The 22,888-nt window shown below is 42.0% G+C and carries 22 protein-coding genes and 1 tRNA gene; 16 read left to right on the top strand and 7 right to left on the bottom strand.

Annotated elements, in window-relative coordinates:
* The 4 genes from G460_RS0103755 to G460_RS0103740 all read right to left on the bottom strand — a co-directional run bounded on the left by G460_RS0103755 (position 1) and on the right by G460_RS0103740 (position 3,803).
* Positions 1-789 carry a metal ABC transporter ATP-binding protein gene (locus G460_RS0103755; protein WP_026954109.1) on the bottom strand — a complete coding sequence of 263 codons (789 nt, stop codon included), beginning with the start codon at positions 787-789 and terminating at the stop codon, positions 1-3.
* Complete coding sequence (locus tag G460_RS0103750) at positions 786-1,700, bottom strand: metal ABC transporter solute-binding protein, Zn/Mn family (RefSeq protein ID WP_026954108.1); 915 nt, start codon at positions 1,698-1,700, stop codon at positions 786-788. Before G460_RS0103750 ends, G460_RS0103755 begins: the two co-directional genes overlap by 4 nt.
* The gene (locus G460_RS0103745; RefSeq protein ID WP_026954107.1) at positions 1,697-2,359 is read right to left on the bottom strand and encodes a metal-dependent transcriptional regulator; all 663 of its coding nucleotides are present in this window, start codon (positions 2,357-2,359) and stop codon (positions 1,697-1,699) included. Before G460_RS0103745 ends, G460_RS0103750 begins: the two co-directional genes overlap by 4 nt.
* Positions 2,360-2,690: 331 nt before the next feature.
* A complete protein-coding gene (locus G460_RS0103740) occupies positions 2,691-3,803 on the bottom strand; it encodes a glycosyltransferase (RefSeq protein WP_026954106.1) in 1,113 nt (370 codons plus the stop codon).
* A gap of 21 nt (positions 3,804-3,824) precedes the next feature.
* Between G460_RS0103740 and G460_RS0103735 the strand changes: the two genes are divergently transcribed.
* Positions 3,825-4,640, top strand: coding sequence for a 2,3,4,5-tetrahydropyridine-2,6-dicarboxylate N-succinyltransferase (locus tag G460_RS0103735; protein WP_026954105.1), 816 nt, complete (start codon positions 3,825-3,827; stop codon positions 4,638-4,640).
* A 10-nt stretch (positions 4,641-4,650) separates the two neighbouring features.
* On the top strand, positions 4,651-5,253 hold the full coding sequence (locus G460_RS0103730; protein ID WP_026954104.1) for a tetratricopeptide repeat protein: 603 nt from the start codon (positions 4,651-4,653) through the stop codon (positions 5,251-5,253).
* Between the two features lie 29 nt (positions 5,254-5,282).
* Here the strand turns inward: G460_RS0103730 and G460_RS0103725 are convergent, their stop codons facing one another.
* On the bottom strand, positions 5,283-5,981 hold the full coding sequence (locus tag G460_RS0103725; RefSeq protein WP_035463932.1) for an outer membrane protein assembly factor BamD: 699 nt from the start codon (positions 5,979-5,981) through the stop codon (positions 5,283-5,285).
* Positions 5,982-6,187: 206 nt separating this feature from the next.
* Here G460_RS0103725 and G460_RS0103715 point away from each other — a divergent pair, with 206 nt between their 5' ends.
* From G460_RS0103715 to G460_RS0103690, 6 genes are all read left to right on the top strand, one after another.
* Positions 6,188-6,595: a DUF4332 domain-containing protein gene (locus tag G460_RS0103715; protein WP_026954102.1), complete on the top strand. Its 408-nt coding sequence runs from the start codon at positions 6,188-6,190 to the stop codon at positions 6,593-6,595.
* A 90-nt stretch (positions 6,596-6,685) separates the two neighbouring features.
* Entirely contained in the window at positions 6,686-8,218 is a 1,533-nt protein-coding gene (locus G460_RS0103710; protein ID WP_026954101.1) for a helicase HerA-like domain-containing protein, read from the top strand.
* Positions 8,219-8,253: 35 nt separating this feature from the next.
* Positions 8,254-9,468, top strand: a complete 1,215-nt coding sequence (locus G460_RS0103705) for a BaiN/RdsA family NAD(P)/FAD-dependent oxidoreductase (RefSeq protein ID WP_026954100.1) — start codon at positions 8,254-8,256, stop codon at positions 9,466-9,468.
* Positions 9,465-9,818, top strand: a complete 354-nt coding sequence (locus G460_RS0103700) for a hypothetical protein (RefSeq protein WP_026954099.1) — start codon at positions 9,465-9,467, stop codon at positions 9,816-9,818. Before G460_RS0103705 ends, G460_RS0103700 begins: the two co-directional genes overlap by 4 nt.
* A 79-nt stretch (positions 9,819-9,897) precedes the next feature.
* On the top strand, positions 9,898-10,878 hold the full coding sequence (locus G460_RS0103695) for a YheT family hydrolase (RefSeq protein WP_026954098.1): 981 nt from the start codon (positions 9,898-9,900) through the stop codon (positions 10,876-10,878).
* 28 nt (positions 10,879-10,906) lie between these two features.
* On the top strand, positions 10,907-12,424 hold the full coding sequence (locus G460_RS0103690; protein WP_026954097.1) for an FMN-binding glutamate synthase family protein: 1,518 nt from the start codon (positions 10,907-10,909) through the stop codon (positions 12,422-12,424).
* Positions 12,425-12,426: 2 nt separating this feature from the next.
* Here G460_RS0103690 and lhgO read toward each other — a convergent pair whose 3' ends face one another.
* Positions 12,427-13,632, bottom strand: a complete 1,206-nt coding sequence (gene lhgO / locus G460_RS0103685; protein ID WP_026954096.1) for an L-2-hydroxyglutarate oxidase — start codon at positions 13,630-13,632, stop codon at positions 12,427-12,429.
* Positions 13,633-13,797: 165 nt separating this feature from the next.
* Between lhgO and G460_RS0103680 the strand changes: the two genes are divergently transcribed.
* The 7 genes from G460_RS0103680 to G460_RS0103650 all read left to right on the top strand — a co-directional run bounded on the left by G460_RS0103680 (position 13,798) and on the right by G460_RS0103650 (position 21,870).
* Positions 13,798-16,275, top strand: coding sequence for a DUF5686 and carboxypeptidase-like regulatory domain-containing protein (locus G460_RS0103680; protein ID WP_026954095.1), 2,478 nt, complete (start codon positions 13,798-13,800; stop codon positions 16,273-16,275).
* Positions 16,276-16,314: 39 nt separating this feature from the next.
* Positions 16,315-17,520 carry a 6-bladed beta-propeller gene (locus G460_RS0103675; protein WP_051315898.1) on the top strand — a complete coding sequence of 402 codons (1,206 nt, stop codon included), beginning with the start codon at positions 16,315-16,317 and terminating at the stop codon, positions 17,518-17,520.
* Positions 17,521-17,624: 104 nt separating this feature from the next.
* Positions 17,625-19,574 (top strand): threonine--tRNA ligase, encoded by a 1,950-nt coding sequence (thrS, locus tag G460_RS0103670; RefSeq protein WP_026954093.1) that lies wholly within the window; start codon positions 17,625-17,627, stop codon positions 19,572-19,574.
* 85 nt (positions 19,575-19,659) lie between these two features.
* Positions 19,660-20,211 carry a translation initiation factor IF-3 gene (gene infC, locus G460_RS21355; RefSeq protein WP_035463816.1) on the top strand — a complete coding sequence of 184 codons (552 nt, stop codon included), beginning with the start codon at positions 19,660-19,662 and terminating at the stop codon, positions 20,209-20,211.
* Between the two features lie 24 nt (positions 20,212-20,235).
* On the top strand, positions 20,236-20,430 hold the full coding sequence (gene rpmI / locus G460_RS0103660; RefSeq protein WP_026954092.1) for a 50S ribosomal protein L35: 195 nt from the start codon (positions 20,236-20,238) through the stop codon (positions 20,428-20,430).
* Between the two features lie 98 nt (positions 20,431-20,528).
* Positions 20,529-20,873: a 50S ribosomal protein L20 gene (gene rplT, locus G460_RS0103655; protein WP_026954091.1), complete on the top strand. Its 345-nt coding sequence runs from the start codon at positions 20,529-20,531 to the stop codon at positions 20,871-20,873.
* A gap of 115 nt (positions 20,874-20,988) precedes the next feature.
* A complete protein-coding gene (locus tag G460_RS0103650) occupies positions 20,989-21,870 on the top strand; it encodes a glycoside hydrolase family 16 protein (protein WP_035463930.1) in 882 nt (293 codons plus the stop codon).
* A gap of 207 nt (positions 21,871-22,077) precedes the next feature.
* On the opposite strand, the gene G460_RS0103645 is transcribed toward G460_RS0103650, so the two are convergent.
* Positions 22,078-22,151: transfer RNA gene (locus tag G460_RS0103645), tRNA-Met, on the bottom strand.
* Positions 22,152-22,444: 293 nt separating this feature from the next.
* Between G460_RS0103645 and G460_RS0103640 the strand changes: the two genes are divergently transcribed.
* The gene (locus G460_RS0103640) at positions 22,445-22,840 is read left to right on the top strand and encodes an START-like domain-containing protein (protein ID WP_026954089.1); all 396 of its coding nucleotides are present in this window, start codon (positions 22,445-22,447) and stop codon (positions 22,838-22,840) included.
* The last annotated feature ends 48 nt before the right edge of the window (positions 22,841-22,888 follow it).

Genomic DNA, 22,888 nt, shown 5'->3' with positions numbered 1-22,888 from the left:
TCAGTTTTTCAAAGGGTTGAACTCCTGTTGGCGGATCAAGTCACTTACTTTTGTCAATAGATTCAGTTTGCCGCCATAGGTTTTGCGAAGCAGTTCTTCGTTGACTACTTCACTTTTAGGCCCAGAAGCTACCAAGTGCAAGTTGAGCATGATGATCCATTCAAAATATTTCATAGCTGAATGGATGTCATGGTGAACTACCAAAATGGTTTTTCCCTCCTGAGTCATTTCTTGAAGGAGCTGGAAGATAGCTGTCTCTGTCGCCATGTCTACTCCGGCAAAAGGCTCGTCCATCAGATAGAGGTCGGATTCTTGTGCCAAAGCTCTGGCGATGAAAACCCGCTGCTGCTGACCACCTGAAAGTTCCGAGATCTGTCTTTTTGCAAAAGCCGTCATCCCCACTTTCTCCAAACAGTCCAGTGCCAATTGTTTTTCTTTTTTACCTGGTCTTTTGAAAAGACCCAATCGACCGTAAGTCCCCATCTGTACCACGTCCAAAACTGAAGCCGGGAAATTCCAGTCTACGGATTCTCGCTGCGGGACATAGCTGATTCTATTTCTTACTAGGTCCAGTTCTTTGTCAAAAATCCGGACATAGCCTCCACTGGGATCTACCAAGCCCATGATCGCCTTGATCAAGGTGGATTTTCCAGCGCCATTCGGACCGAGAATCCCGACCAGTTTTCCCTCGGGAAGACTCAGGTCAATATTCCAAAGAACCGGTGACTGGTCATAGCTGACAGTCAGATCGTGGATTTCCAAAATAGGGTTTTGTACTTGTTGGATCATGGCATTAGGCTTTCAAAAATTGTGTTGAGGTTAGTTTGCACCATTCCGATATAGGTGCCGGCAGGTTGATCGGGGCTATCTAGGCTGTCTGTGTAAAGCGGACCGGCCAGTTGGATCTCATGTCCCGCATTGGCGCACCCAGCCACTACGGCTTTGATGGCTTTGGGGGAAATGGTTTGTTCGGCAAAGACGGCTCGGATGTTTCTATCAATGATCAGTTGAATAAGTCCCGTCAAATCTCTTAGACCAGGTTCACTTAGGGTAGAAAGTCCCTGCAGACCTTTTACTTCTATTTGGTAGGCTTTTCCAAAATAGGCAAAAGCGTCGTGGGCAGTAATCAAAGCAAGTTGACTCTGATTTAAGAGTTGAGTTTTGTCAATGACTTCTTGATTTAGGGTCTCAAGTTTCGCCTGGTAATTCTTTGAATTTGACTCAATGGTATTCTTCCAGTCTGGCTTCCAGGTTATGATTTCATCTGATGCATGCTGCATAGCCATTCTCCATAGATTGACATCAAACCAAATGTGAGGATCGACACTGTGTGATTCTGGACCTGATCGCAATAAGAATTCTGCAGGGATAGCTTCTGATACATTGATCAGATCCTTGTTGAATGTGAGTTTTTCAAAAATCTCGGTCATCTTTCCTTCCAGATACAATCCATGGTAAAGGATCAGATCTGCACTTTCCAATAAGTCCAAATCTCTCACGGATGCTTTGTAAAGATGCGGGTCAACCCCAGCAGGCATCAAAGAGACTACTTTGGCTTGGTCTCCGACGATATTACGTATCCCGTCTGCCAAAATCGAAGTGGTGGCGACAATCAGAATCTCGTTGTCATCTTTTACCTTTTCGAAGCGACAGGAGAAAAACAGGAAGCTAAATAGGAATAGGTAAATCGAGTTTCTCATGATTGAATTGCCAGTATGTTTCCAGCGACATCTTTAGACATAAAAATGCTCTTCTTTTGATCAACCAGGATCTCCAGCGATCCATCAAATTCCACCTTGTCCAAAACCTTGATTCTTGCCCCGATGTAAGCTCCCACCTTGTCCAAGTATCGGAGGAAAGCAGCTGAACTATCCTTGACGGCTACGATCTGTCCAGACTGATCTATTTCCATTTCATTGATAGGGATTCGAGGTCTTGCCCGAACATCACCGTACTCGTCTGGGATAGGGTCACCATGTGGGTCAAACTTTGGATAGTCTAGAAAAGCATCTAGTCTTTGGATGAGTAGGGGAGACTGAATGTGCTCCAGTTCTTCCGCTACTTCGTGTACCTCGTCCCAGGCAAAGTTCAATTTATCAACCAAAAATACTTCCCAGAGGCGATGCTTTCGGATGGTTTGGAGAGCTCTCTTTTTACCTTCTTCAGTGATATTGACTCCATAATATTTCCTGTATTCGATGACTTCCTTGTCTCCTAATTTTCTAAGCATATCTGATACCGACGCAGGCTTTGTTTTCATTTCTGCGGCGATGTCGTTTGTAGAAACAGATTTTTTGCCGCCATCAGATAGATGGTAGATGGCCTTCAGGTAGTTTTCTTCTGCTGTGGTGAGATTCATGGAGTATTCTTTAATGAGTCAAATATAAAAATTAATTTAGATATAGCTAAAATAAAATTTACTTTAAGCTAAATCAACTGTTGATAAGCTCATTTTTGATGTGATTTCGTTTTTAGTCATGACTAAAATATAAATTAGCTTTAGCTTATAAAATATTTAAATTATTGATATTAAGTATTATAATTGACTTTTTTGAGTCAACTCTCTCTTGAAAATCTAAAATCAAGAAGATTCAAATGAGTTTCCATTTGTCAAGTTTGAGTGTAGAAAATAGGAGGTAGGTGGATAAGTTTTCCACTTATCCACGATGGGATTTGAGATCGGTGGTGGATTAAAGACTAGCCAAAAAGGAGTCTTTGGCTGAATTCCAATAAATCGATGCTGGAGGAGCTTGGATGAAAAATGACTGTTCCAATGCTTTTGAAAACAGCTTGTATGCATCGCCTAAATTTGAAAAATCAATGCTTTCGCCACCTCGAAATGGTTGAACAAACTCTTCCCACTTTGAATTGGGTGTATGCAAAACAGGAATCCCCAGTGCGGCGCATTCATAGAGTTTTGTTGGCATTTTGGATCTGAATTCCTCCCTGTCTTCATATGGTAAAAGTACAATTTGAGTCCCTACCATTTCTTCTAAAATCTCGTCGTGAGGGATTGGGTTTGAAGAGATTATTGCACTGATATTTTCCTCATTATTGATCAACCTTTGCAGGTCATTTTGGAAAGAACCGAGGGGGCAATGTCCAACAATTCTGAGCTGCAATTGGGGTAAGTTTTCCCTTAATTTTAGGTACCAGCGGATAGCTTTTTCAGTTCCAAAAGCTGGACTGAGGGTTCCGGTGATCAGGAGTTTGAGCAGATTATTTTGATCAAGTTTTATGCTTGCTACCGCCAGTTTTTTACCTGCAAATAAATTGGGAAGAATAAGGCTTGGAGCTTTCTCAGGCATCTCTTCGGAGTAGCATTCTTCTGCTAAAATGTACTTGTGTATTCCGACCTTTTGCTCCGCTATTCCGATGATAAATTTGGCTAGCGATCTGGAAAATTTTCTTAATTCTGGATTGAGATTGAGGTTGAGTTGGTAGTTTTCCTGTACATCGTAGATCAGCCTATATCTGTAGATATATTTTAGGATTTTTGCCATCGGCAGGTATTCCCAAGTACAACAGATGACGAGTTTGGGTTGGACTTGAATTAGCACTTTAGCGAATCTCAAAGGCATCAGAATTCTTTGCCATAGAGATTTTGTATCGGTGATGGAAGAAAAATATCGGATTCCGTCGATTTCAAATGACCTTTTCGGGGAAAAACCTATGAAGTTTAGGCTGTATTTATTTGTTTCACGCATCGAAAGGCCAAGCTTCCCATAAGCTCTAGTATCGAGGACTGGTTTAAGTCCAGAAGCGATCAGAGCGGGTGTTTTGGACGGACTTTCATTTTGCATAAAACGAAACTAAAGAAAATAATGGAACTCAGAGAAATCATCGAACGAGCTTGGGACAACAGAGAATTGTTGAAAGAAAAAGACACTGAAATTGCGATCAAAACGATCATTGCAGATTTGGACGCTGGTCAAGTCAGAGTGGCTGAGCCATTGGAAGATGGTACATGGCAAGTAAATGACTGGGTGAAAAAGGCAGTGATTCTTTATTTCCCGATTCAAAAGATGCAGACCATAGAGGTAGGACCTTTTGAGTTTCATGATAAAATGGCATTGAAGACCAACTACGCCAAACAAGGTGTACGTGTAGTTCCTCATGCTGTGGCACGCTACGGTGCGCATTTGGCCAGTGGAGTAGTCATGATGCCAAGTTATGTTAATATCGGCGCATTTGTGGACAGTGGCACGATGGTTGATACTTGGGCGACTGTCGGATCTTGTGCTCAGATCGGCAAAAACGTTCATTTGAGTGGCGGAGTAGGTATCGGAGGGGTTTTGGAGCCGGTTCAAGCTGCACCTGTGATAGTGGAAGATGGGGCCTTTGTAGGATCCAGAGCCATTATTGTCGAAGGAGTAAGAATCGGTAAAGAAGCGGTGATTGGAGCAGGAGTGACACTCACTGCCAGTTCCAAAATCATCGATGTGACCGGAGATGAGCCAGTAGAATATAAGGGCTATGTGCCTCCTAGATCTGTGGTGATTCCAGGTTCTCTTTCCAAAGAATTCAATGCTGGTACATACCAAGTGCCATGTGCCTTGATCATAGGCCAGCGAAAAGCCTCTACGGACCTCAAGACTTCTCTCAATGATGCGTTAAGAGAAAACAACGTAGCAGTCTAAACCAACTAATATGAAAATCTTGTTTCGGGCCGGGTTTGCAGTGCTATTAAGTGCTGCATGCCTGGCTTGTTCTAATTCAGGACAAAACAAAGGAGATGTGCATTTCTCCAATGGCGAGTATCAGAAAGCAGTCAACGAATATTCAGAAACGCTTAAGTTCAGCCCCAATGACGTCACTACTCTCTACAATAGAGGAAGGGCTCATGAGGAGCAGGGAGAATACGATTCGGCGCTGAATGATTTTGAGAAAGCGATCAAAATCGATCCCAATAACTTCCAGGTTTTGCTCAGTATTTCTAATATTCACTACGCCAATAAGAATTATTCGAAAGCATTGATTTTCGCCAGCAGAGCGGAAGAGATCTCTGGTGCGCCGGCCATGGCTTCTTTAATGAAAGGCAGAGCACTACATCAGTTAGGCAATACGGATGAAGCGATGAAGGCTTATACCAACGCTATCAAGCTGGATAAAAACTTTGCTCAGGCCTATTTCAATCGTGGTATGCTGAAAATTGCTACAAAGAAAAAGAAAAGTGCCTGTGAGGATTTTCAATTGGCCAAAGGCCTCGAATATCCCGGAGCGGAAGATGCTTTGGAAAAATATTGTAACTAAAAAAATCCCGCTTCAAGCGGGATTTTTTGTTAATGATCATGATCAGCACCTGGTTGGTGATCGCATATGATCTCCGAAGGAACAGAACCACTTCCTTTGCAGGTCTTGCAGTCACTTACTTCCTTGAGTGATCCATCGCAGGTGGGGCATGTCAATCGTCCTTTTCCGGCGCATCGGTCACACTCGTAGTACTCCCATATATTGAATATATTTTTTTTGGTGATCATCCCTGTGGCTGCACATTTACTACAGCCTACCACTCCCTTGGCTTTGCAGTAGGAACAGTCTTGTTCAGTTTTTTGAGCCCCGTGGCACGTGGGGCATGACTCGTTTCTATAGCCTTTTCTATCACAGAGCTGACACTGAAGAATAGCCTGAAGCGGACTTTCCAATCTTTGCTCCAGTTCTTTGGCACTTTGATAATTTTCACCTCTGAAGCCGTTGAGCTCGAAGTATTTCTGCAAGAAATTGGCACTATTGTCATACTGCTTCAGCTCAAATAGGGTTTCTGCAAAGAAATAGGGCATTTCTTCTGGTAGTGGCAAACCGGACTCTATCAGATTTCTGAAAATAGAATTGGCTGTTTCAAAGTCATTTCTTTCCATGGCGGCCATGGCACCTTTCATCCATCGGTCGGTCTGACCGAGGTTGGGGACGCCCTGAGCATGTGATAGGGAGCAGATGGAGAGGAATAGTAAGAAGAGGGGGATAAAAGAGATAGAACGCACCTTTGATTCAGTATTTTGACCCAAAATAAGCAAGAAGTTTTTGGAATGGTAAAGTTAATGTTTGCAAATGATGAAATTTCAAACATTCTCTTAAATGGATTTTGGAAGCCAAAAATTGTCTTTATTTTAGGCATAAGGTTCTCTGCAACCTTGAAGCACTAGTGCTTTGAATTATTTCTATAATGTTTTATTAAAATTTGATCAACATGGCAAAATCAATTGATGCAATTGAAGGAATCGGTGAGGTGTACAAAGGGAAACTAGCCGAAGCAGGAGTAAAATCTGTGGAAGGACTATTGGAAGCAGGGGCTACCAAAGCTGGGAGAAAGAAGCTTGCAGAAGCCTCTGGAGTAGATGAGTCCAAAATCCTAACTTGGGTCAATATGGCTGACCTCTTTAGAATCAACGGTGTAGGAAGCCAATTTGCCGAGCTATTGAAAGCTACCGGTGTGGATACTGTGAAAGAACTTAGAAACAGAAATGCAGCAAACCTGCATGAAGCTTTGACAAAAACCCAAGAAGAAAAAGGCCTTACGAAGGTAGTTCCAGCTCTCTCTAAAGTGGAAGACTTTGTGGCTCAAGCGAAAGAATTGGATCCAGTAGTGACCTACTGATACATTTAGATATCATTTACATTTTCAAAACCTTTTTGCCCTTGGCATCAAGGTTTTTTTTGTAGTTTGGCTTTTTTAAAATTATTGAATATGAGTCAGAAAGAACAGTTTATCTCCCATTTGGCTGAAGGTCAGGTTTATAAAAAAGATTTTATCGTCATGGGAACCGGTATCCTAAATGGGGAGCCGATCCAAGGCGCGCAGATCAAAGTACCTCTCAAAACCATGAATCGACATGGCTTGATCGCAGGTGCTACTGGCACAGGTAAGACAAAAACTTTACAGGTGATAGCTGAGCAATTATCTCTGAAAGGAATCCCTTCAGTGTTGATGGATTTGAAAGGGGATTTGTCTGGTTTAGCTCAGCCCGGAGAAGCTTCTGACTTTATCTTGAATAGGTCTCAAAAGATCGGAGTAGACTATGATCCTATGGGGCTACCAGTAGAGCTCATGTCGATCTCCGATGAAAAAGGCGTGCGGCTGAAGGCCACGGTATCTGAATTTGGACCAGTGTTGATTTCTCAGATTCTGGACCTCAATGATACCCAAAGAGGAGTCATTGCTTTGATTTTTCGCTATTGCGACTTGCAGCACTTGCCCTTGGTAGATCTCAAGGATCTGAAAAAAGTCCTCCAATACATTACCAATGAAGGTAAAGAAGCAATTACCAAAGAGTTTGGTAGGGTTTCTTCAGCTTCGGTCAATACGATCATGCGAAAGATTATCGAATTGGAGCAAGAAGGAGCAGACCGATTCTTTGGTGAAAAGTCCTTTGACGTCGAAGACTTTGTTCGCAGTAAATATGGTCGAGGAGTGATTTCTGTGATACGCTTAACAGATATTCAATCTTCCCCCAAGCTCTTTTCTACCTTTATGCTCAGCTTGTTATCGGAGATTTATGAGACGTTTCCGGAGCAGGGAGACGATGATAAACCAAAGCTTTGTCTTTTCATCGATGAGGCTCATTTGGTTTTTTCCAATGCATCCAAAGACTTGCTTGAGAAAATTGAAGCCATTATTAAGTTGATCCGCTCCAAAGGGGTAGGAGTTTACTTTTGTACTCAGACTCCAACCGACGTGCCGGACTCAGTTTTGGGACAATTGGGGCTCAAAGTGCAACATGCATTAAGGGCATTTACGGCCAAAGACCGCAAAGCCATCACTAAAACTGCCGAGAACTATCCCGAATCACCCTATTACAATACATCAGAAGTATTGACTTCGATGGGCATCGGGGAAGCTCTAATTACGGCTCTCAATGAAAAAGGGATCCCTACGCCATTGGCTCATACGCTGGTAAGAGCGCCTATTACTCGGATGGATATTTTGTCTGATCAAGAAATTGACGAGTTGGTGAAGGACTCGGATTTGGCGTCGAAATACAACGAAGAAATAGATCGGGAAAGTGCTTTTGAATTATTGGAGAAAAAGCTGGAGAAACTAGAAGTTGAGCAAGAGAAGGCGGTGCTTCCAGGCCCAGCTCCGAGGACTAGCCGAAGAACAAAACAAGAAGAATCTCTGATCGAAGAACTCAGCAAAAACACCATGGTGCGGCAGATAGGCAGAACTATTTTTCGGGAATTAACCAGAGGTATTTTGGGTTCATTTTCTCGTAAAAGATAATTTGTTTAAATAATTACAGGTCAACTCAATATAAGTTGGAAATAGCAATCATTGGTGGCGGTGCAGCTGGCTATTTTGCTGCTATTCATGCAGCAGGAAAAGGGAGAAATGTGTGCATCTATGAGAAATCACCAAAGCTACTATCGAAGGTAAAAATCTCAGGAGGAGGAAGGTGTAATGTCACGCATCGACCGATGGAAATTTCCAAGTTGGTCAAGAATTATCCGAGGGGAGAGAAATTCTTAAAAAGAGTGTTTCGGCATTTTGACTCCACGGATACGATCTCTTGGTTTGAATCCAGAAATGTACCTCTGAAAACTGAGGCAGATGGTCGGGTTTTTCCAATGTCTGATTCTTCTTCCAGTATCATTGGAGCTTTGATGCAAGAGGCTCAAAAGTTGGGTGTCGTAGTCAAAACCGGTTGGGCATTGGAAAGCTTAATTCAAGAAAGTCAAAAGTGGAATTTGCGCTTTTCAAAGGAAAATATTGGAGCTGATGTTGTTATCCTGGCCACAGGAGGTCATCCCAAAATAGATGGCTATGGGTTTCTTAAGTTGTTAAATCATAAAATCTTAGATCCTATTCCTTCACTTTTTACCTTCAATACCCCTTCCGAGCCAATACGAGAATTGATGGGGCTTTCCGCTCCTCAGGTGCATGTAAAGCTAGAGGGTACGAAGCTGTCCTATCAAGGTCCATTGCTAGTGACACATTGGGGAGTGAGTGGGCCAGCTGTATTGAAGCTTTCTGCTTTTGGGGCACAGTGGCTGCACGATCATGACTATGAAGCTCGTGCTATCATCAATTGGAATGCAACTTTCGGAGAGGAGGACTACAGAAACAGCATCCAGTCCTTTGCCGCTGCCAATCCGAAAAAAATGCTCAAAAACTATCCGCTTTTTGAGTTGCCAGCTCGTTTATGGATGCATTTTTTAGAAAAGTCGGAGATAGCAGAGGAGGCGATCTACGGAAATTTGAGTAAAAAACAGCTCAATAGATTGGTACAAAATCTTTTTTGCTATATTTTGACAGTCAAAGGAAAGACCACCTTTAAGGATGAGTTTGTCACCGCTGGAGGACTCGATCTGAGTGAGGTCAATCCCGAGACAATGGAAAGTAAATATCACCCAAATCTTTACTTTGCTGGAGAAATACTCAATATAGACGGAATCACTGGTGGTTTTAACTTCCAGGCGGCTTGGTCTACAGGATATTTGGCTGGCAAATCTATCACCCACAAAAACTTATGAGTTTAGCTTATCCAGAACTTCATAGCCGCATCTTGGACTTAGCGGAAGGAGATGAGCAGTTCAAAGAAGAATTGACCAAAGCCATCCACACGGGGCTTTTGGAGCTTCAGAGTAAATATGCTGAAGGGGCTGAAAAGCTGGATGCGACCCTCATTCAGCAGATCAGGCATAAGATCAAACCGACTCTTGCGATGTTCGGTTTTGAGGATATAGCCGAAAGTCTACAGCTTGGGAAGGAAATTTTGGACTCTCGGGGATTTGTACCCGAATTTTTCACGCATTATCAAGAGCTTGAGTCTCAAGTGAAAGTCGCGGTCAAAGAAGTAGGAGAACTTTTAGTGGCGCATTGAGACTGCGAAATTTTGCTTTAAAAATGGCTAATTTCCTCTCAAGTCAGTAAGTTGGCTATTATTTCCTGATAGGAAGATCATGCCCATTATCAATTCCAGCTACCAAAGACCTCCCGGATACCTTTTCAATGGTCATTTTGAAACGATCGTGCCTAGTTTGTTTCGAAAAATTGAAGGAGTCACTTATCAAAGAGAAAAGATCGATACGCCAGATGAGGATTTTCTGAATTTGGATTGGTCTAAAGTAGGTTCAGATAGGGTTTTGATCATATCACACGGTCTTGAGGGAGACTCCCAACGGCACTATGTGAAGGGATTGGTTAAGTTGTTTAATCAACATCAGGTAGATGTTTTGGTATGGAATAACAGGAGTTGCGGAGGTGAAATCAACCTGCAACCGATACTCTATCATCATGGGGCAAGTTACGATCTCGATACAGTCGTCAATCATGTATTGGGACTTGCTGCATATACTGAGATTTATCTCTGCGGTATCAGCATGGGCGGCGCTCAGACCCTGAAGTACATTGGTGAAAAAGGAGATAAATTACCTTCCCAAGTCAAAAAGGCGGCCGTTTATTCCACTCCCTGCAATTTGCCTTCCAGTGCAGCTACTCTGAAACTGCGAGCCAATGCTTTTTACAAAAAGAGATTTCTGGGAAAACTCAAAAACAAAATCCGCCTTAAAGCTGTTCAATTCCCAGATTTGGTAGATGTGTCACTATTGGATCGAGTTCAGGATTTTGATGCTTTTGATACGCATTTCACAGCAAAACTCCACGGCTTTAAAGATTCTCAGGACTTTTATCAGTCGGTAAGCGCTGATAATTGGATGGAGCAAATTACGATACCGACGCTCATTATCAATGCATTGAATGACCCACTCCTCGGGCCCGAATGTTACCCTGTTTCCTTGGCAAATCGAAAAGAAGAGATAATTCTAGAAATGCCGGCGAGAGGAGGACATACTGGCTTTATTGTAAAAGGAGAGGAGTTTACTTGGGCCGAAAGACGCTTTTTGGACTTTCTTCTTTCTAGTCAGAATCATCCTGTCACTTAACTATTCGTATCGATCAACCCTGTTTTCTATGCGCAAACTGTTTTTCTTTTCCATTCTCCTGCTATTTGGAGCCACCGTTTTTTTGATGTGGTTTTACTCATTTAGAGAGTTTAGTTTCGGCTACTTTGTCCTGTTTATATTGGGTTTTTTGACAGTGTTGGGAATCTATGATTCCTTTCAAAGGAAACACGCAATCCTCCGTAATTTTCCAGTAGTGGGGCATTTCCGATATCTATTGGAATCGATCAGTCCCGAGATCCAGCAATATTTCATCGAGAGTAATACTGATGGTAGACCTTTTAGTAGAAACCTGCGAGCCTTGGCTTACCGACGTGCAAAAAGCGTCAATGATACACATCCATTTGGAACTCAAAAGGACATCGATGGGGAAGATTACGTCGCATTGCGGCACTCAATCTATGCTGTCCATGTCAAGGAAGAGGATCTGCGGGTGACTGTAGGAGGTCCTTTTTGCAAACAGCCCTACTCGGCTTCTATTTTGAATATTTCGGCGATGAGTTTTGGTTCTCTCAGTGCCAATGCCGTGACATCGCTTAATCTGGGAGCCAAAAAGGGACAGTTTTTTCACAACACTGGGGAAGGAGGCATATCCGATTATCATCTTCATGGGGGTGACTTGTGCTGGCAGATCGGTACGGGATATTTTGGATGTAGAGATGATCATGGGAATTTTAGCCCAGAAAAATTTAAGGAGAATGCACATAAACCAGAGGTGAAATTGATTGAAATCAAGATCTCTCAAGGTGCCAAACCAGGTCATGGAGGAGTGTTGCCTGGGGTTAAAAATACGGAAGAAATCGCTCGAATTAGAGGTATCAAAGCAGGCACAACTGTGTTGTCTCCTCCTGCGCATTCTGCTTTTTCAGACCCTAAAGGCTTGATTGAATTTATCCAGCAGTTGCGGGATTTGTCAGGAGCAAAGCCTGTCGGAATCAAACTCTGTGTAGGTAGGACAGAGGAATTTATAGAAATCTGTAAGGAAATGGTTTCGCAAGAATGCTATCCGGACTTTATCACCATCGATGGCGCTGAAGGTGGGACGGGTGCAGCTCCGTTGGAATTCTCAGATAGTGTTGGGTTGCCTCTTGAGCCTGCCTTGATTTTTGTGAGAGCAGCTCTTGAGAAGTTCAACTTACGTGACAAGGTCAAGTTGATTGCATCTGGGAAGGCATTGAGTGCATTCTCCATTTTGAAAAACATCGCTTTGGGCGCGGATATGTGTAATTCAGCCAGAGCATTTATGTTTAGCATCGGCTGTATCCAGGCTTTGCGCTGCAATACCAACGATTGTCCTACAGGCGTAGCTACTCAAAAAAGAGGATTAGCTAAAGGCCTTGTCATAGAGGATAAAGCTGAGCGGGTTTACAATTTTCACAAAAACACCATACATGCCGTCAGAGAACTTCTTGGTGCATCAGGGCATCATCACACCTCAGAATTGACTGTTCACGATTTGGTCAAAGGCGATGAAATGATCAAGTTGGCCAATCGATATTTCCCAGATACGGTGAATACGCAGGTTTAAGCTTATTTCTCAAATCTCTTCAAAGCCATTTCAGCCACTGTGCCACCGATAGACAATGAACTGGTTGCAGCAGGGGACGGTGCATTGAGTACGTGAATCAGGGACTGAGATTCTCGGATAGCAAAATCATCCAACAAGCCTCCATTTCTGTCACATGCCTGTGCTCTGACGCCAGATCCACCATCCACAAGATCAGATTCTTGAATTTCCGGGATCAACTCCTGTAAAGCTTTTGTAAAAGCGGCTTTTGAAAAAGAGCGATACAGCTCTCCAAAACCCGTTTTCCAATATTTGGCAGCTACTTTTTGAAAACCTGGCCAAGCCAAGGATTCTGCTAATTCTCCTAGATTGATCTGTGATTTTTTGTAGCCTTCTCTTCTGAAAGCCAAAACAGCATTTGGTCCGGCTTCGACTCCGCCTTTCATCATGCGGGTGAAGTGCACTCCCAAAAATGGAAAATTAGGATCCGGAACTGGATAAATCAGGTTTTTGACCAAATACTCTTTTTCTTTTTTCAGCTTAAAATACTCCCCACGAAAAGGAATGATCTTGACGTCTTTTTGCGGATCTTCCCCCATTTGAGAGACCTTGTCAGAGTAGAGTCCAGCACAGTTGATTACCAATTTTGCTTCAACTGTTTTATTTTTAGTTTCAATATAATTACAGTTACCTTTTTGGCTAATATTCAAAACTTTATGATTGAGTAAAATAGTGCCTCCAGCTTGCATTATTTTTCTTCCATAGGCCAAAGCGACCTGGAAATAATCGACTATCCCAGTCTGAGGCACATGGATGGCATCAACGCCTGTGCAGTGCGGTTCATACTCTTTCAACTCATCCAAGCTGATTCTTCTAGTTCCTTCCAGACCATTTTCTAAACCTCTTTTTAAAAGGTTCTCCAGAAGCGGTTTTTGCTCTTCCCGCGTAGCCACGACTACTTTGCCGGTGATTTCAAAAGGAATTTTTTCGGTCTCACAAAAGCGAACCAGTTCGTGATACCCATTGATGCAATTCGTGGCTTTGAGGGAGCCTGGCTTGTAGTAAAGACCAGAATGGATCACGCCCGAATTGTTGCCAGTTTGATGCTTGGCAAGCTGGTCTTCTTTCTCCAAAAGCACCAATTTCAATTTAGGTTTTTGTCTAAGTAATTGTAATCCCGTGGCCAAACCCACTATTCCTCCGCCTATGATGGCTACATCGTATTGCATAGTTCTCAATTTTGTGGCCCAAATATACCGATCAGATTTTCAAAAAATGATAGGAGAGCAGAGGACTTAGAATGAACATTTAGATTTTTTTACACGTTCTGAGTCGGTAAGCATGCAGAATGGCTTTATTTTGCTGTTCGAATATACATCACCGATTTCTCCTGAATGAGTCGAATTCTTCTTCTAGCTTTTTTCCTTTGCCTTACCTTCAGCTCTTTTTCACAGCACCTCGTCCGTGGCAAAGTGACGGATGCCGAAACAGGTGACCCAATTCCTTTTGCTTCAGTGCTGATTTTGGGAACCAGCACGGGTATGAATACAGATTTTGAGGGCAACTATGAGCTCAAAATCCCTTCGCAGCCTGATAGCATCCGGGTAAGTTATCTGGGCTATATATCCCAGACCAAAGCTCTAGTAAATGTGGCAGATCAGGTGATTAATTTTCAGCTGAGGCCGTCTGATTTTGAATTGGAAGCATTTGTATTTGAAGCCGGAGAAAACCCTGCATTTGAAATCATTCGGAGAGCGGTAGATCGAAAGAAAGACTTTGATAAGAGGAATGTAGATGCTTATGAAACAAAGAATTATACGAAAATAGAAATCGATATAGATCAAGTCTCAGATAAGTTTACTCAGAGAAAATCGGTTCAGAAAGTCACTGCTGTCCTGGATAGTATCAAGCAACTGACCAATGATGAGGGGGAGAAGATTTTACCTGTATTTTTCTCTGAGACTGTATCGAAGTTTTATTTCAGAAATGATCCTCAGCTGAAAAAAGAAGTGGTGGAGAAATCCAAGGTAACAGGTGTGGGGATTACGGATGGTTCGACGACTTCACAGATTACGGGGTCTGTCTTTCAGGAATACAATTTCTATAAAAACTGGCTTTCCATCCTAGAAAAGGAATTTGTGTCCCCAATTGCCGATGGCTGGAAGACTTTTTATGATTATGACTTGATGGACTCTGTTTTGGTCGGCCAGGACAGTTGCTATCTGCTTCAAGTGTATCCACGCAGAGAACAGGATTTGGCTTTTTCAGGCTCGATCTGGATCAATAAGGAAACGTATGCTTTGAAGCAAGTAGACTTGGCAATTCCCAAGTCTGCTAATTTGAATTTTATCGAACGAATCAAAATTCAGCAAGAATTGGAGCCAATGTCCAGTGGACATTTGATCCCATCCAAAAGTAGAGTGCAGATCAAAATAGCTCAGGTTACGAAGAATACAGCGGGCTTGTTGGCGAAGTTTTATACAGCTACGGATTCAGTGGTTTTGTCTGACCCAATGCCTACATCCTTCTTCAATAATGCTGTTGAGTTGGCACCGGATTTTGCTGATGCAGGCGAAGTCTATTGGCAGAAAAACCGGATTGATCCGCTTAGTAGCGAAGAAGTGGCGGTATTGCAAATGGTGGATACACTGAAGAAAATTCCAGTAGTCCGATTTTATTCCGAAGGATTGAAATTCTTTGCCACGGGATTTTTACCCGTTGGCAAAATTGACTTGGGGCCTTGGACAGAATTTGGCAACTACAATAATGTGGAAGGTCTTCGAGCGGGATTCGGGATGCGGACCAATTACAAATTCAGCAATAAATGGCTGCTTCAAGGCTATGCCGCATACGGTTTTAAAGATAAACGATTCAAATATTCAGCCTTTGCCACTCGAGTTTTGGATCGAAAAAGATGGACTACGCTCCAACTGAAAACCTCCAAGGAAATCGATCAGGTAGGTTTAGAAATGGAGTCTCTGGCCGGAAACAGCGTCTTTTTGGCTGCCAGTAGATTTGGTACCTTGAGAAGGCCATTTCTTTCCATCAATCATCAGCTGAACTTCCAACGGGAGTTTTTTAAGGGCTTTTTGTTTTCCGGGGGACTTCGAAAAAGTGAATTTGATCCATTGTTTGATTTCTATTATCTGGAAAAGGAGACCCGCGATTACAAATCCCGTTTTGAGACGATGGAGGCCAAATTTGGGCTTCGCTATGGCAGAGACGAGATCATCATCATCAATGACAATGAGCGGGTTTCTCTAGGACCTTCACGGTGGCCTATTATTGAGGTCAATTATACTAAAGGAATGCAATGGCTAGGAGGAGAGATCGACTATGATAAGGCGAGCTTTTACCTGTATCAGCGACTAAATATGGGGCTTTTTGGTGTGTCTCGCTATGAATTAGACGCAGGAAAGGTATTTGGGGAAGTACCTTATCCCATCCTAAAAAACCATTTGGGAAATGAGACACTTTTCTATACGACAGCGGCTTTCAATACGATGAATTTCAACGAATTCGCATCAGATCAATACATGAGTTTGAGGTACAGGCACTTCTTTGAAGGCTTTTTACTCAACAGGATTCCATTGATGAAGAAGCTAAAATGGAGGGCTGTGGCCAATGCCAATGTGCTTTTTGGTTCGGTCCAAAATAAAAACATCCTCAATGTACCTGCAGTGGATCCATCCGGAAACCCTCTGGAGAGCTTCGGAAGACTGGATCCCAATCGGCCTTATGTGGAGTTGGGCTATGGAATCGAGAATATTTTCAAATTTTTCAGAGTAGATTTTTTCCATAGGATGACTTATCTGGATGTACCCGAAGCCAAGCCATTTGTGGTCAAAGTCAGTGCGCAGATTATTTTGTAAGGCCTTTACGTAGTTTCCTTGAATTCCTTAGTTTTAAGGATGAAACTTTTAGCTGCATCCATTCTTTTGTCGTTTTTGCTTTTTTCTTGTTCTGAAAAAGGAGAAAATTTATCCCAAAGTGACCTTGAGATTATAACTATTGATTTGTCAAAGGTCTATGACGGTAAACTTTCAGAGTTCTTCGAGTCGGAGGTCGATTATATCTGGTTGAAAGATGATTCCGAAGAGGCTCAGCTTGGCAACGGTACAGATAAGATTGAATTTCACGGAGACAAGATTCTTGTACTCGATGTTTTTGGATGTAAGTGTGTCAAAATATTTGATCATAAGGGGAATTATTTGAGTAAAATACGTGCCTATGGAGATGGACCTGGAAAATATTTGGACTTGGATAATTTTATGGTCCTAAATGATGAGGTTTTATTACTAGGTCTTTATCCATCAAAAATCATGTGGTTTGATTTGGAAGGGGAATTTTTGAGAGAGGAAAAATTGCCTTTTGGGGTAAAAGGAGGTGCATTTATGGAAAACCTAAATCGTTATTATTTTTTCAGCGAAAACTTTCAGGTGGAAGATTTTCTTGTCCGTTCAGTCAATTCAGAATTTCAGGATACCACTTATTTTTTTCCAATTGTGGAAGGTCGCTACTATGGAAACTATTCTGAAAGATATAATCTGATTAAAAATGGACAAGGCTTGTATTATGCTACACCATTTCAGGACACAATTTTTCAATTACAAAATGATGAGTTCGTTCCCAAATTAGTCTTTGATTATGGAAGCTATGCTCAGGGTTTAGATGAGCTAAAAAGGAATAGTGAAGAGTTGAATGCGTTGGAACAAATGGAATTTATCAATAGAAGAGCAAAGCTCTATTTTGTACCTTCTTTTTGGAATATTGGAGAAAGCTTTTTGTATGCCAGATTCCGATACGAGGAAGCATCTTATTCTGTTTTTCACGATAGAGTAAAAAATGAAACCTCCGTCTTGAATTTCAAGATTGAGGATGATTTAGATGGCAGTGGAACTTCCTATTTTCCGATTTTTAGGTTTGACGAAGAAAAAGTAGGATCAAAAGTCCTTGGTATTTCTCTTTATGAACAACTGATGGAGAAAAAAGAAGAAATGGGTGAAGAAGCCTTTGATGTTTTCACAAAAGGTAAAGGGAAAAAGTTCGCCGAAGTTGCTACAGCCGCGAAAGATTCTGAAAACCCTGTGCTTATAATTTATAGCCTAAAGAAATAAGATTCCTTTTCATTATTCAGCTACCAGAAATTTTTCCTTTGAATCCACATTTGGCATATTTGCACCTTAAATCAATCGCCTATTTGTAAAGGCACTTTTATTTTATGTCACAACAAATCAAAATTACCCTGCCGGATGGATCGGTAAGGGAGTACGATCAAGGAACTACCGGACTACAGATTGCTGCCAGTATCAGCGAGGGTTTGGCCCGGAATGTTCTAGCTGCCAAAGTCAACGGACAAGTTTGGGATGCCACTAGACCGATCCAGACAGATGCAGATCTTCAATTGCTCACTTGGAATGATGGAGAAGGGAAAAACACCTTCTGGCATTCCTCTGCCCACTTGTTGGCCGAAGCCTTGGAAGCCTTGTATCCAGGAATCAAATTCGGAATCGGACCACCAATCGAAACAGGTTTCTACTACGATGTGGATTTTGGAGACCATACATTGGAAGGGCCTGAGCTGGAAAAAATTGAACAGAAAATGGTGGAGTTGGCTCGTGAGAAAAACGAGTACATCCGCAAGGACATTTCCAAAAAAGACGCTGTCGCTTTTTATCAAGAAAAAGGGGATGAGTACAAACTGGACCTATTGGAAGGACTGGAAGACGGCTCTATCACCTTTTATGAGCAAGGCAATTTCACGGATCTTTGCCGTGGTCCGCATATCCCCAATACCGGTTTTATCAAAGCTGTCAAGCTGACCAACATTGCCGGAGCTTATTGGAGAGGGGACGAAAAGCGCAAAATGTTGACCCGTATTTATGGAGTGACTTTCCCCAAAGCCAAAGAGCTGCAGGAATATCTGACCATGCTAGAGGAAGCCAAAAAGCGTGACCACAGAAAGTTGGGTCGCGAATTGGAGCTATTTACATTTTCAGAAAAAGTAGGAATGGGTCTTCCTCTTTGGCTTCCGAAAGGAACGCTATTGAGAGAGAGACTTGTGAGTTTTCTCAAAAAAGCTCAGGATAAATCCGGCTATCAGCAGGTAGCCACACCACACATAGGGCACAAGGCTTTGTATGAGACTTCCGGGCACTATGAGAAGTATGGAAAGGATTCTTTCCAGCCTATCGCGACTCCTCATGAAGGGGAGGAGTTTCTCCTGAAACCGATGAACTGCCCTCACCATTGTGAGATCTATAAGCATAAACCTCGATCTTATAAAGATCTACCGATCCGTTATGCGGAGTTTGGGACAGTCTATCGCTATGAGCAGAGTGGTGAATTGCATGGATTGACCCGGGTTAGAGGATTTACTCAGGATGATGCGCACATCTTCTGTAGACCAGATCAGGTGAAAGAAGAGTTTATCAAAGTGATAGACTTGGTATTGTATGTCTTCAAAGCTTTGGGCTTTGATGATTATACCGCTCAGATATCCTTGCGAGATCCAGAGAATCCATCCAAATACATAGGAGGCGATGAAGCTTGGAACAAAGCAGAAGCAGCCATCATCGAAGCAGCTGCTGGAAAAGGGCTGAATACAGTGACAGAACTGGGTGAAGCAGCTTTCTATGGTCCTAAGTTGGATTTCATGGTCAAAGATGCTTTGGGTAGAAAATGGCAGCTGGGAACCATCCAAGTGGACTATCAGTTACCAGATAGATTCCAGCTCGAATACATCGGTTCAGACAATCAGAAGCACCGTCCGGTGATGATCCACAGAGCACCTTTTGGTTCCTTGGAACGCTTTGTGGCCGTATTGATCGAGCACTGTGCTGGTAATTTCCCACTTTGGCTTTCACCCGAGCAGTTGACTATTTTGCCGATTTCTGAAAAATATATTGGGTATGCTGAAGAAATTAAGGCAATTTTAGACGAGCATGATATTTCGGGCTCCATCGACAACCGAGATGAAAAAATCGGAAGAAAAATCCGAGATGCCGAAGTGAAAAAAATCCCTTTTATGTTGATCGTAGGGGAAAAAGAACAAGAAGAAAGAAAGCTTTCTGTCCGTAAACACGGAGAGGGAGACCTAGGTAACTTCTCAGCGGAGGAGTTTATAAAGTATTTTCAGAGGATTATTTCACAATCACTGAGCAGAGAATAAAAAAGGAAAATTTTCTACTGCTTTTTAGATTTTCGAAATAATTCCGATATTTGCAGTCAATTTCAAAAAAACAACTAAAGCTAACTTGAGAGACAGAAATCCAAAAAGAGGTCGCCAGGAAGAACCTTATAAGGTAAACCAAAGAATCAGGGCCAGAGAAGTACGATTGGTAGGGGAATATGTAGAAGGTGGGAATGCCGTCTTGTCCCTGGATAAAGCACTAAAACTAGCCCAGGAAAATGACCTCGATCTAGTCGAGATTTCTCCGAATGTGAATCCTCCTGTGTGTAAGATTTTGGACTATGCCAAGTTCAAATACGAGCAGAAGAAGAAGCAAAAAGAGATCAAAGCCAATGCGGCTAAGGTTGTTTTGAAAGAAATTCGGTTCGGACCTAATACAGATGATCATGACTTCAACTTCAAATTGAAGCATGCGATCAACTTCTTGAAAGAAGGAGCGAAAGTGAAAGCTTACGTGCATTTCGTCGGTAGAAGTATTGTATTTAAGGAAAGAGGGGAGATGTTGCTCTTGAAGTTTGCACAGGCTCTAGAAGACTACGGAGCAGTGGAACAGCTTCCAAAATTGGAAGGGAAAAGAATGAATATCTTCATCGCGCCGAAACAAGCGAAGAAATAATTTCAACTAAATACAAACAGCAAAATGCCAAAAGTAAAAACCAAATCTTCCGCTAAAAAGCGATTCGCTTTGACCGGAACAGGAAAAATCAAAAGGAAACACGCTTACAAAAGCCACATCCTAACTAAGAAGTCTACCAAAAGAAAGAGAGAATTGACCAAAGCTGGTCTAGTTCACGAATCCGACGAGGGTAGAGTAAGAGACATGTTGAGAATCTGATCAACCTGTTTGAAAAATTAAGGTTTATTTATTCACCAGATGCTGTGGTTTAAAGAGTTCGAGAAATCGGATCACCAAGTGTCAAAAAACAAAAAACTATGCCTAGATCAGTAAACGCGGTAGCGTCAAGAGCAAGAAGAAAAAAAGTGCTAAAAGCCACTAGAGGTTACTTCGGAAGAGGTAGCAACGTATGGACTGTAGCCAAAAACAAGTACGAGAAAGGTCTTCAGTATGCGTACAGAGACAGAAAAGCGAAGAAAAGAGAATTCAGAGCTTTGTGGATCCAGCGTATCAATGCCGGTGCTAGAGAGCACGGTATTTCCTATTCTCAATTTATGGGTATGTTGAAAAAAGCTGAGATCGAGCTAAACCGTAAGGTTTTGGCTGATTTGGCGATGAACCACCCAGAGGCATTCAAAGCTGTAGTTGAAAGAGTTAAATAAGGTTTGCTTACCTTATTTAGCGGAAAGCCTTCCCATTCGGGAGGGCTTTTTTATTTTAGTGGGTGCCAAAGATTTTGCAGAAGGCTTATTTTTAGAATTCAATTCACCCTTTCCTATGCAGACCATTCGACTTATTCCCTTTCTTTTTCTCGCTTCCATTTTTTGTCAGTGTTCATCATCTTCCCAGGATCAGAACTCTGATGAGATTCAAGTTCCAAATCCTTATGAAGGATATGAGCTGGTTTGGGCTGAGGAATTTGATTATTCAGGAAAGCCAGATTCTACTTTTTGGTCTTATGAGAAAGGATTTGTTCGCAACAATGAACTCCAATGGTATCAGCCTGAAAATGCGGAAGTGCTGGATGGAAATTTGGTGATTACAGGCAAAAGAGAAAAGATTCCCAATTCTAAGTATGATCCTCAAAGTCAGGATTGGAGAAAGAATAGGGAGTTTGCAGAGTATAGCTCATCTTTGATTCATACAAGAGGTAAATATTCCTTCCAATACGGGATCCTTGAGGTCAAAGCTAAATTGGATACGGCGCTTGGAATGTGGCCAGCTATCTGGACTTTGGGAATGGAAAAAGGATGGCCTGCCAATGGGGAGGTTGATGTGATGGAATATTATCGTGTGGATGGTGAAGCTATGATTCTGGCAAATGCCGCATGGGCACATCCAGATAAGAGAGCCGCTTGGGATGAAGCTAAAATTCCCTTTAGAGAGTTCTTGGAAAAAGATCCCGAATGGCCTCAGAAGTATCACATTTGGAAAATGGAATGGGATGAACAGAAAATCATCCTTTCACTAGACGATCAAGTTTTGAATGAAATAGATCTGAATGAAACGCTCAATCCGGATGGGAGCAATCCTTTTCATCAAGCTCATTACATCCTGTTGAATATGGCAATCGGTTCCAATGGAGGAGATCCAAGTAACTCCGAATTCCCAGGTAAATATCAGGTTGATTATGTGCGAGTATACCAAAAAGGAAAGTAGTGCTTTGGGTTTGTTTCTTTTCTAGCATCCAATAGGATAAATCGAAATAATTTTTAGGCATAAAAATTAAAAAGGCTTCCGTTTCTGAAAGCCCTTGTAGTCATGAAAATCGGGAGGAGTTGACCCCGTGTCCGCCGCGGCGGATATGAACCCTGTTAAAGTTGATGGGGATAAATAAAAAAAGGCTTCCGTTTCCGAAAGCCTTTGTAGCGAGGACGGGAGTTGAACCCGTGACCTCAGGGTTATGAATCCTGCGCTCTAACCAACTGAGCTACCTCGCCATATATTTTAATTGTGTCAACTACGTTTTATGTCTGCTCTTAAATCACTCCGCATTACCTATTGGAATGCTTTGGCTTAATTTTTCCTTTAAATTCTTTTAAGTATTGAAAGTTCGAATTAATGCCTATATTAAGTCACAGTCGAATATCACTATTCAGGGCTGAAAACCGTTTATTTTCATTTTAGTAACCCTCCCGCCGAATGGGAATGCAAATATGAGGTCTTGTACTGTGAAATGCAAGTTGACGTTCTTTAAAAATGTGAAATTTTCACACTGGATAATTTAGAAATCATGGTTAAAAATAAGTTTGTAGCTGATTATCAAATCAATGCTTCCAAAAAAATAATTTTCCAATATTTGAGTACTGCGAGTGGTTTGGAGGAGTGGTTTGCCGATGAGGTGCGCATCAATGAAGATAAAGTCTTTATTTTTGATTTTGACAATGAGGAGCACTATGCGAAAGTCGCCTCGATCCGGAGCAATTCTCATGTAAAATTTGAGTTTTTTGATCCAAAGGATCCCATGGAATCTGACCATTCTTATATTGAATTCAAATTGGAGGAAAATGAACTGACCCAAACGATGTTTTTGAAGGTCATAGATTACTCGGATAGCTATGATGACGATGAGCTAGTTGCGATCTGGGATGGGCTTGTCGGAAAATTGAAAGAGATAATTGGCGGTTAATTTCACTGAAATTGCCAAATTTGAACATCCCTTACAGGGTTCCGTTTA

It is taken from the genome of Algoriphagus vanfongensis DSM 17529, from assembly GCF_000429465.1.
Lineage (GTDB): Bacteria > Bacteroidota > Bacteroidia > Cytophagales > Cyclobacteriaceae > Algoriphagus > Algoriphagus vanfongensis.
Note: the sequence above shows the minus strand (reverse complement) of the source record. Positions and strands in the feature narration are given on the sequence as shown.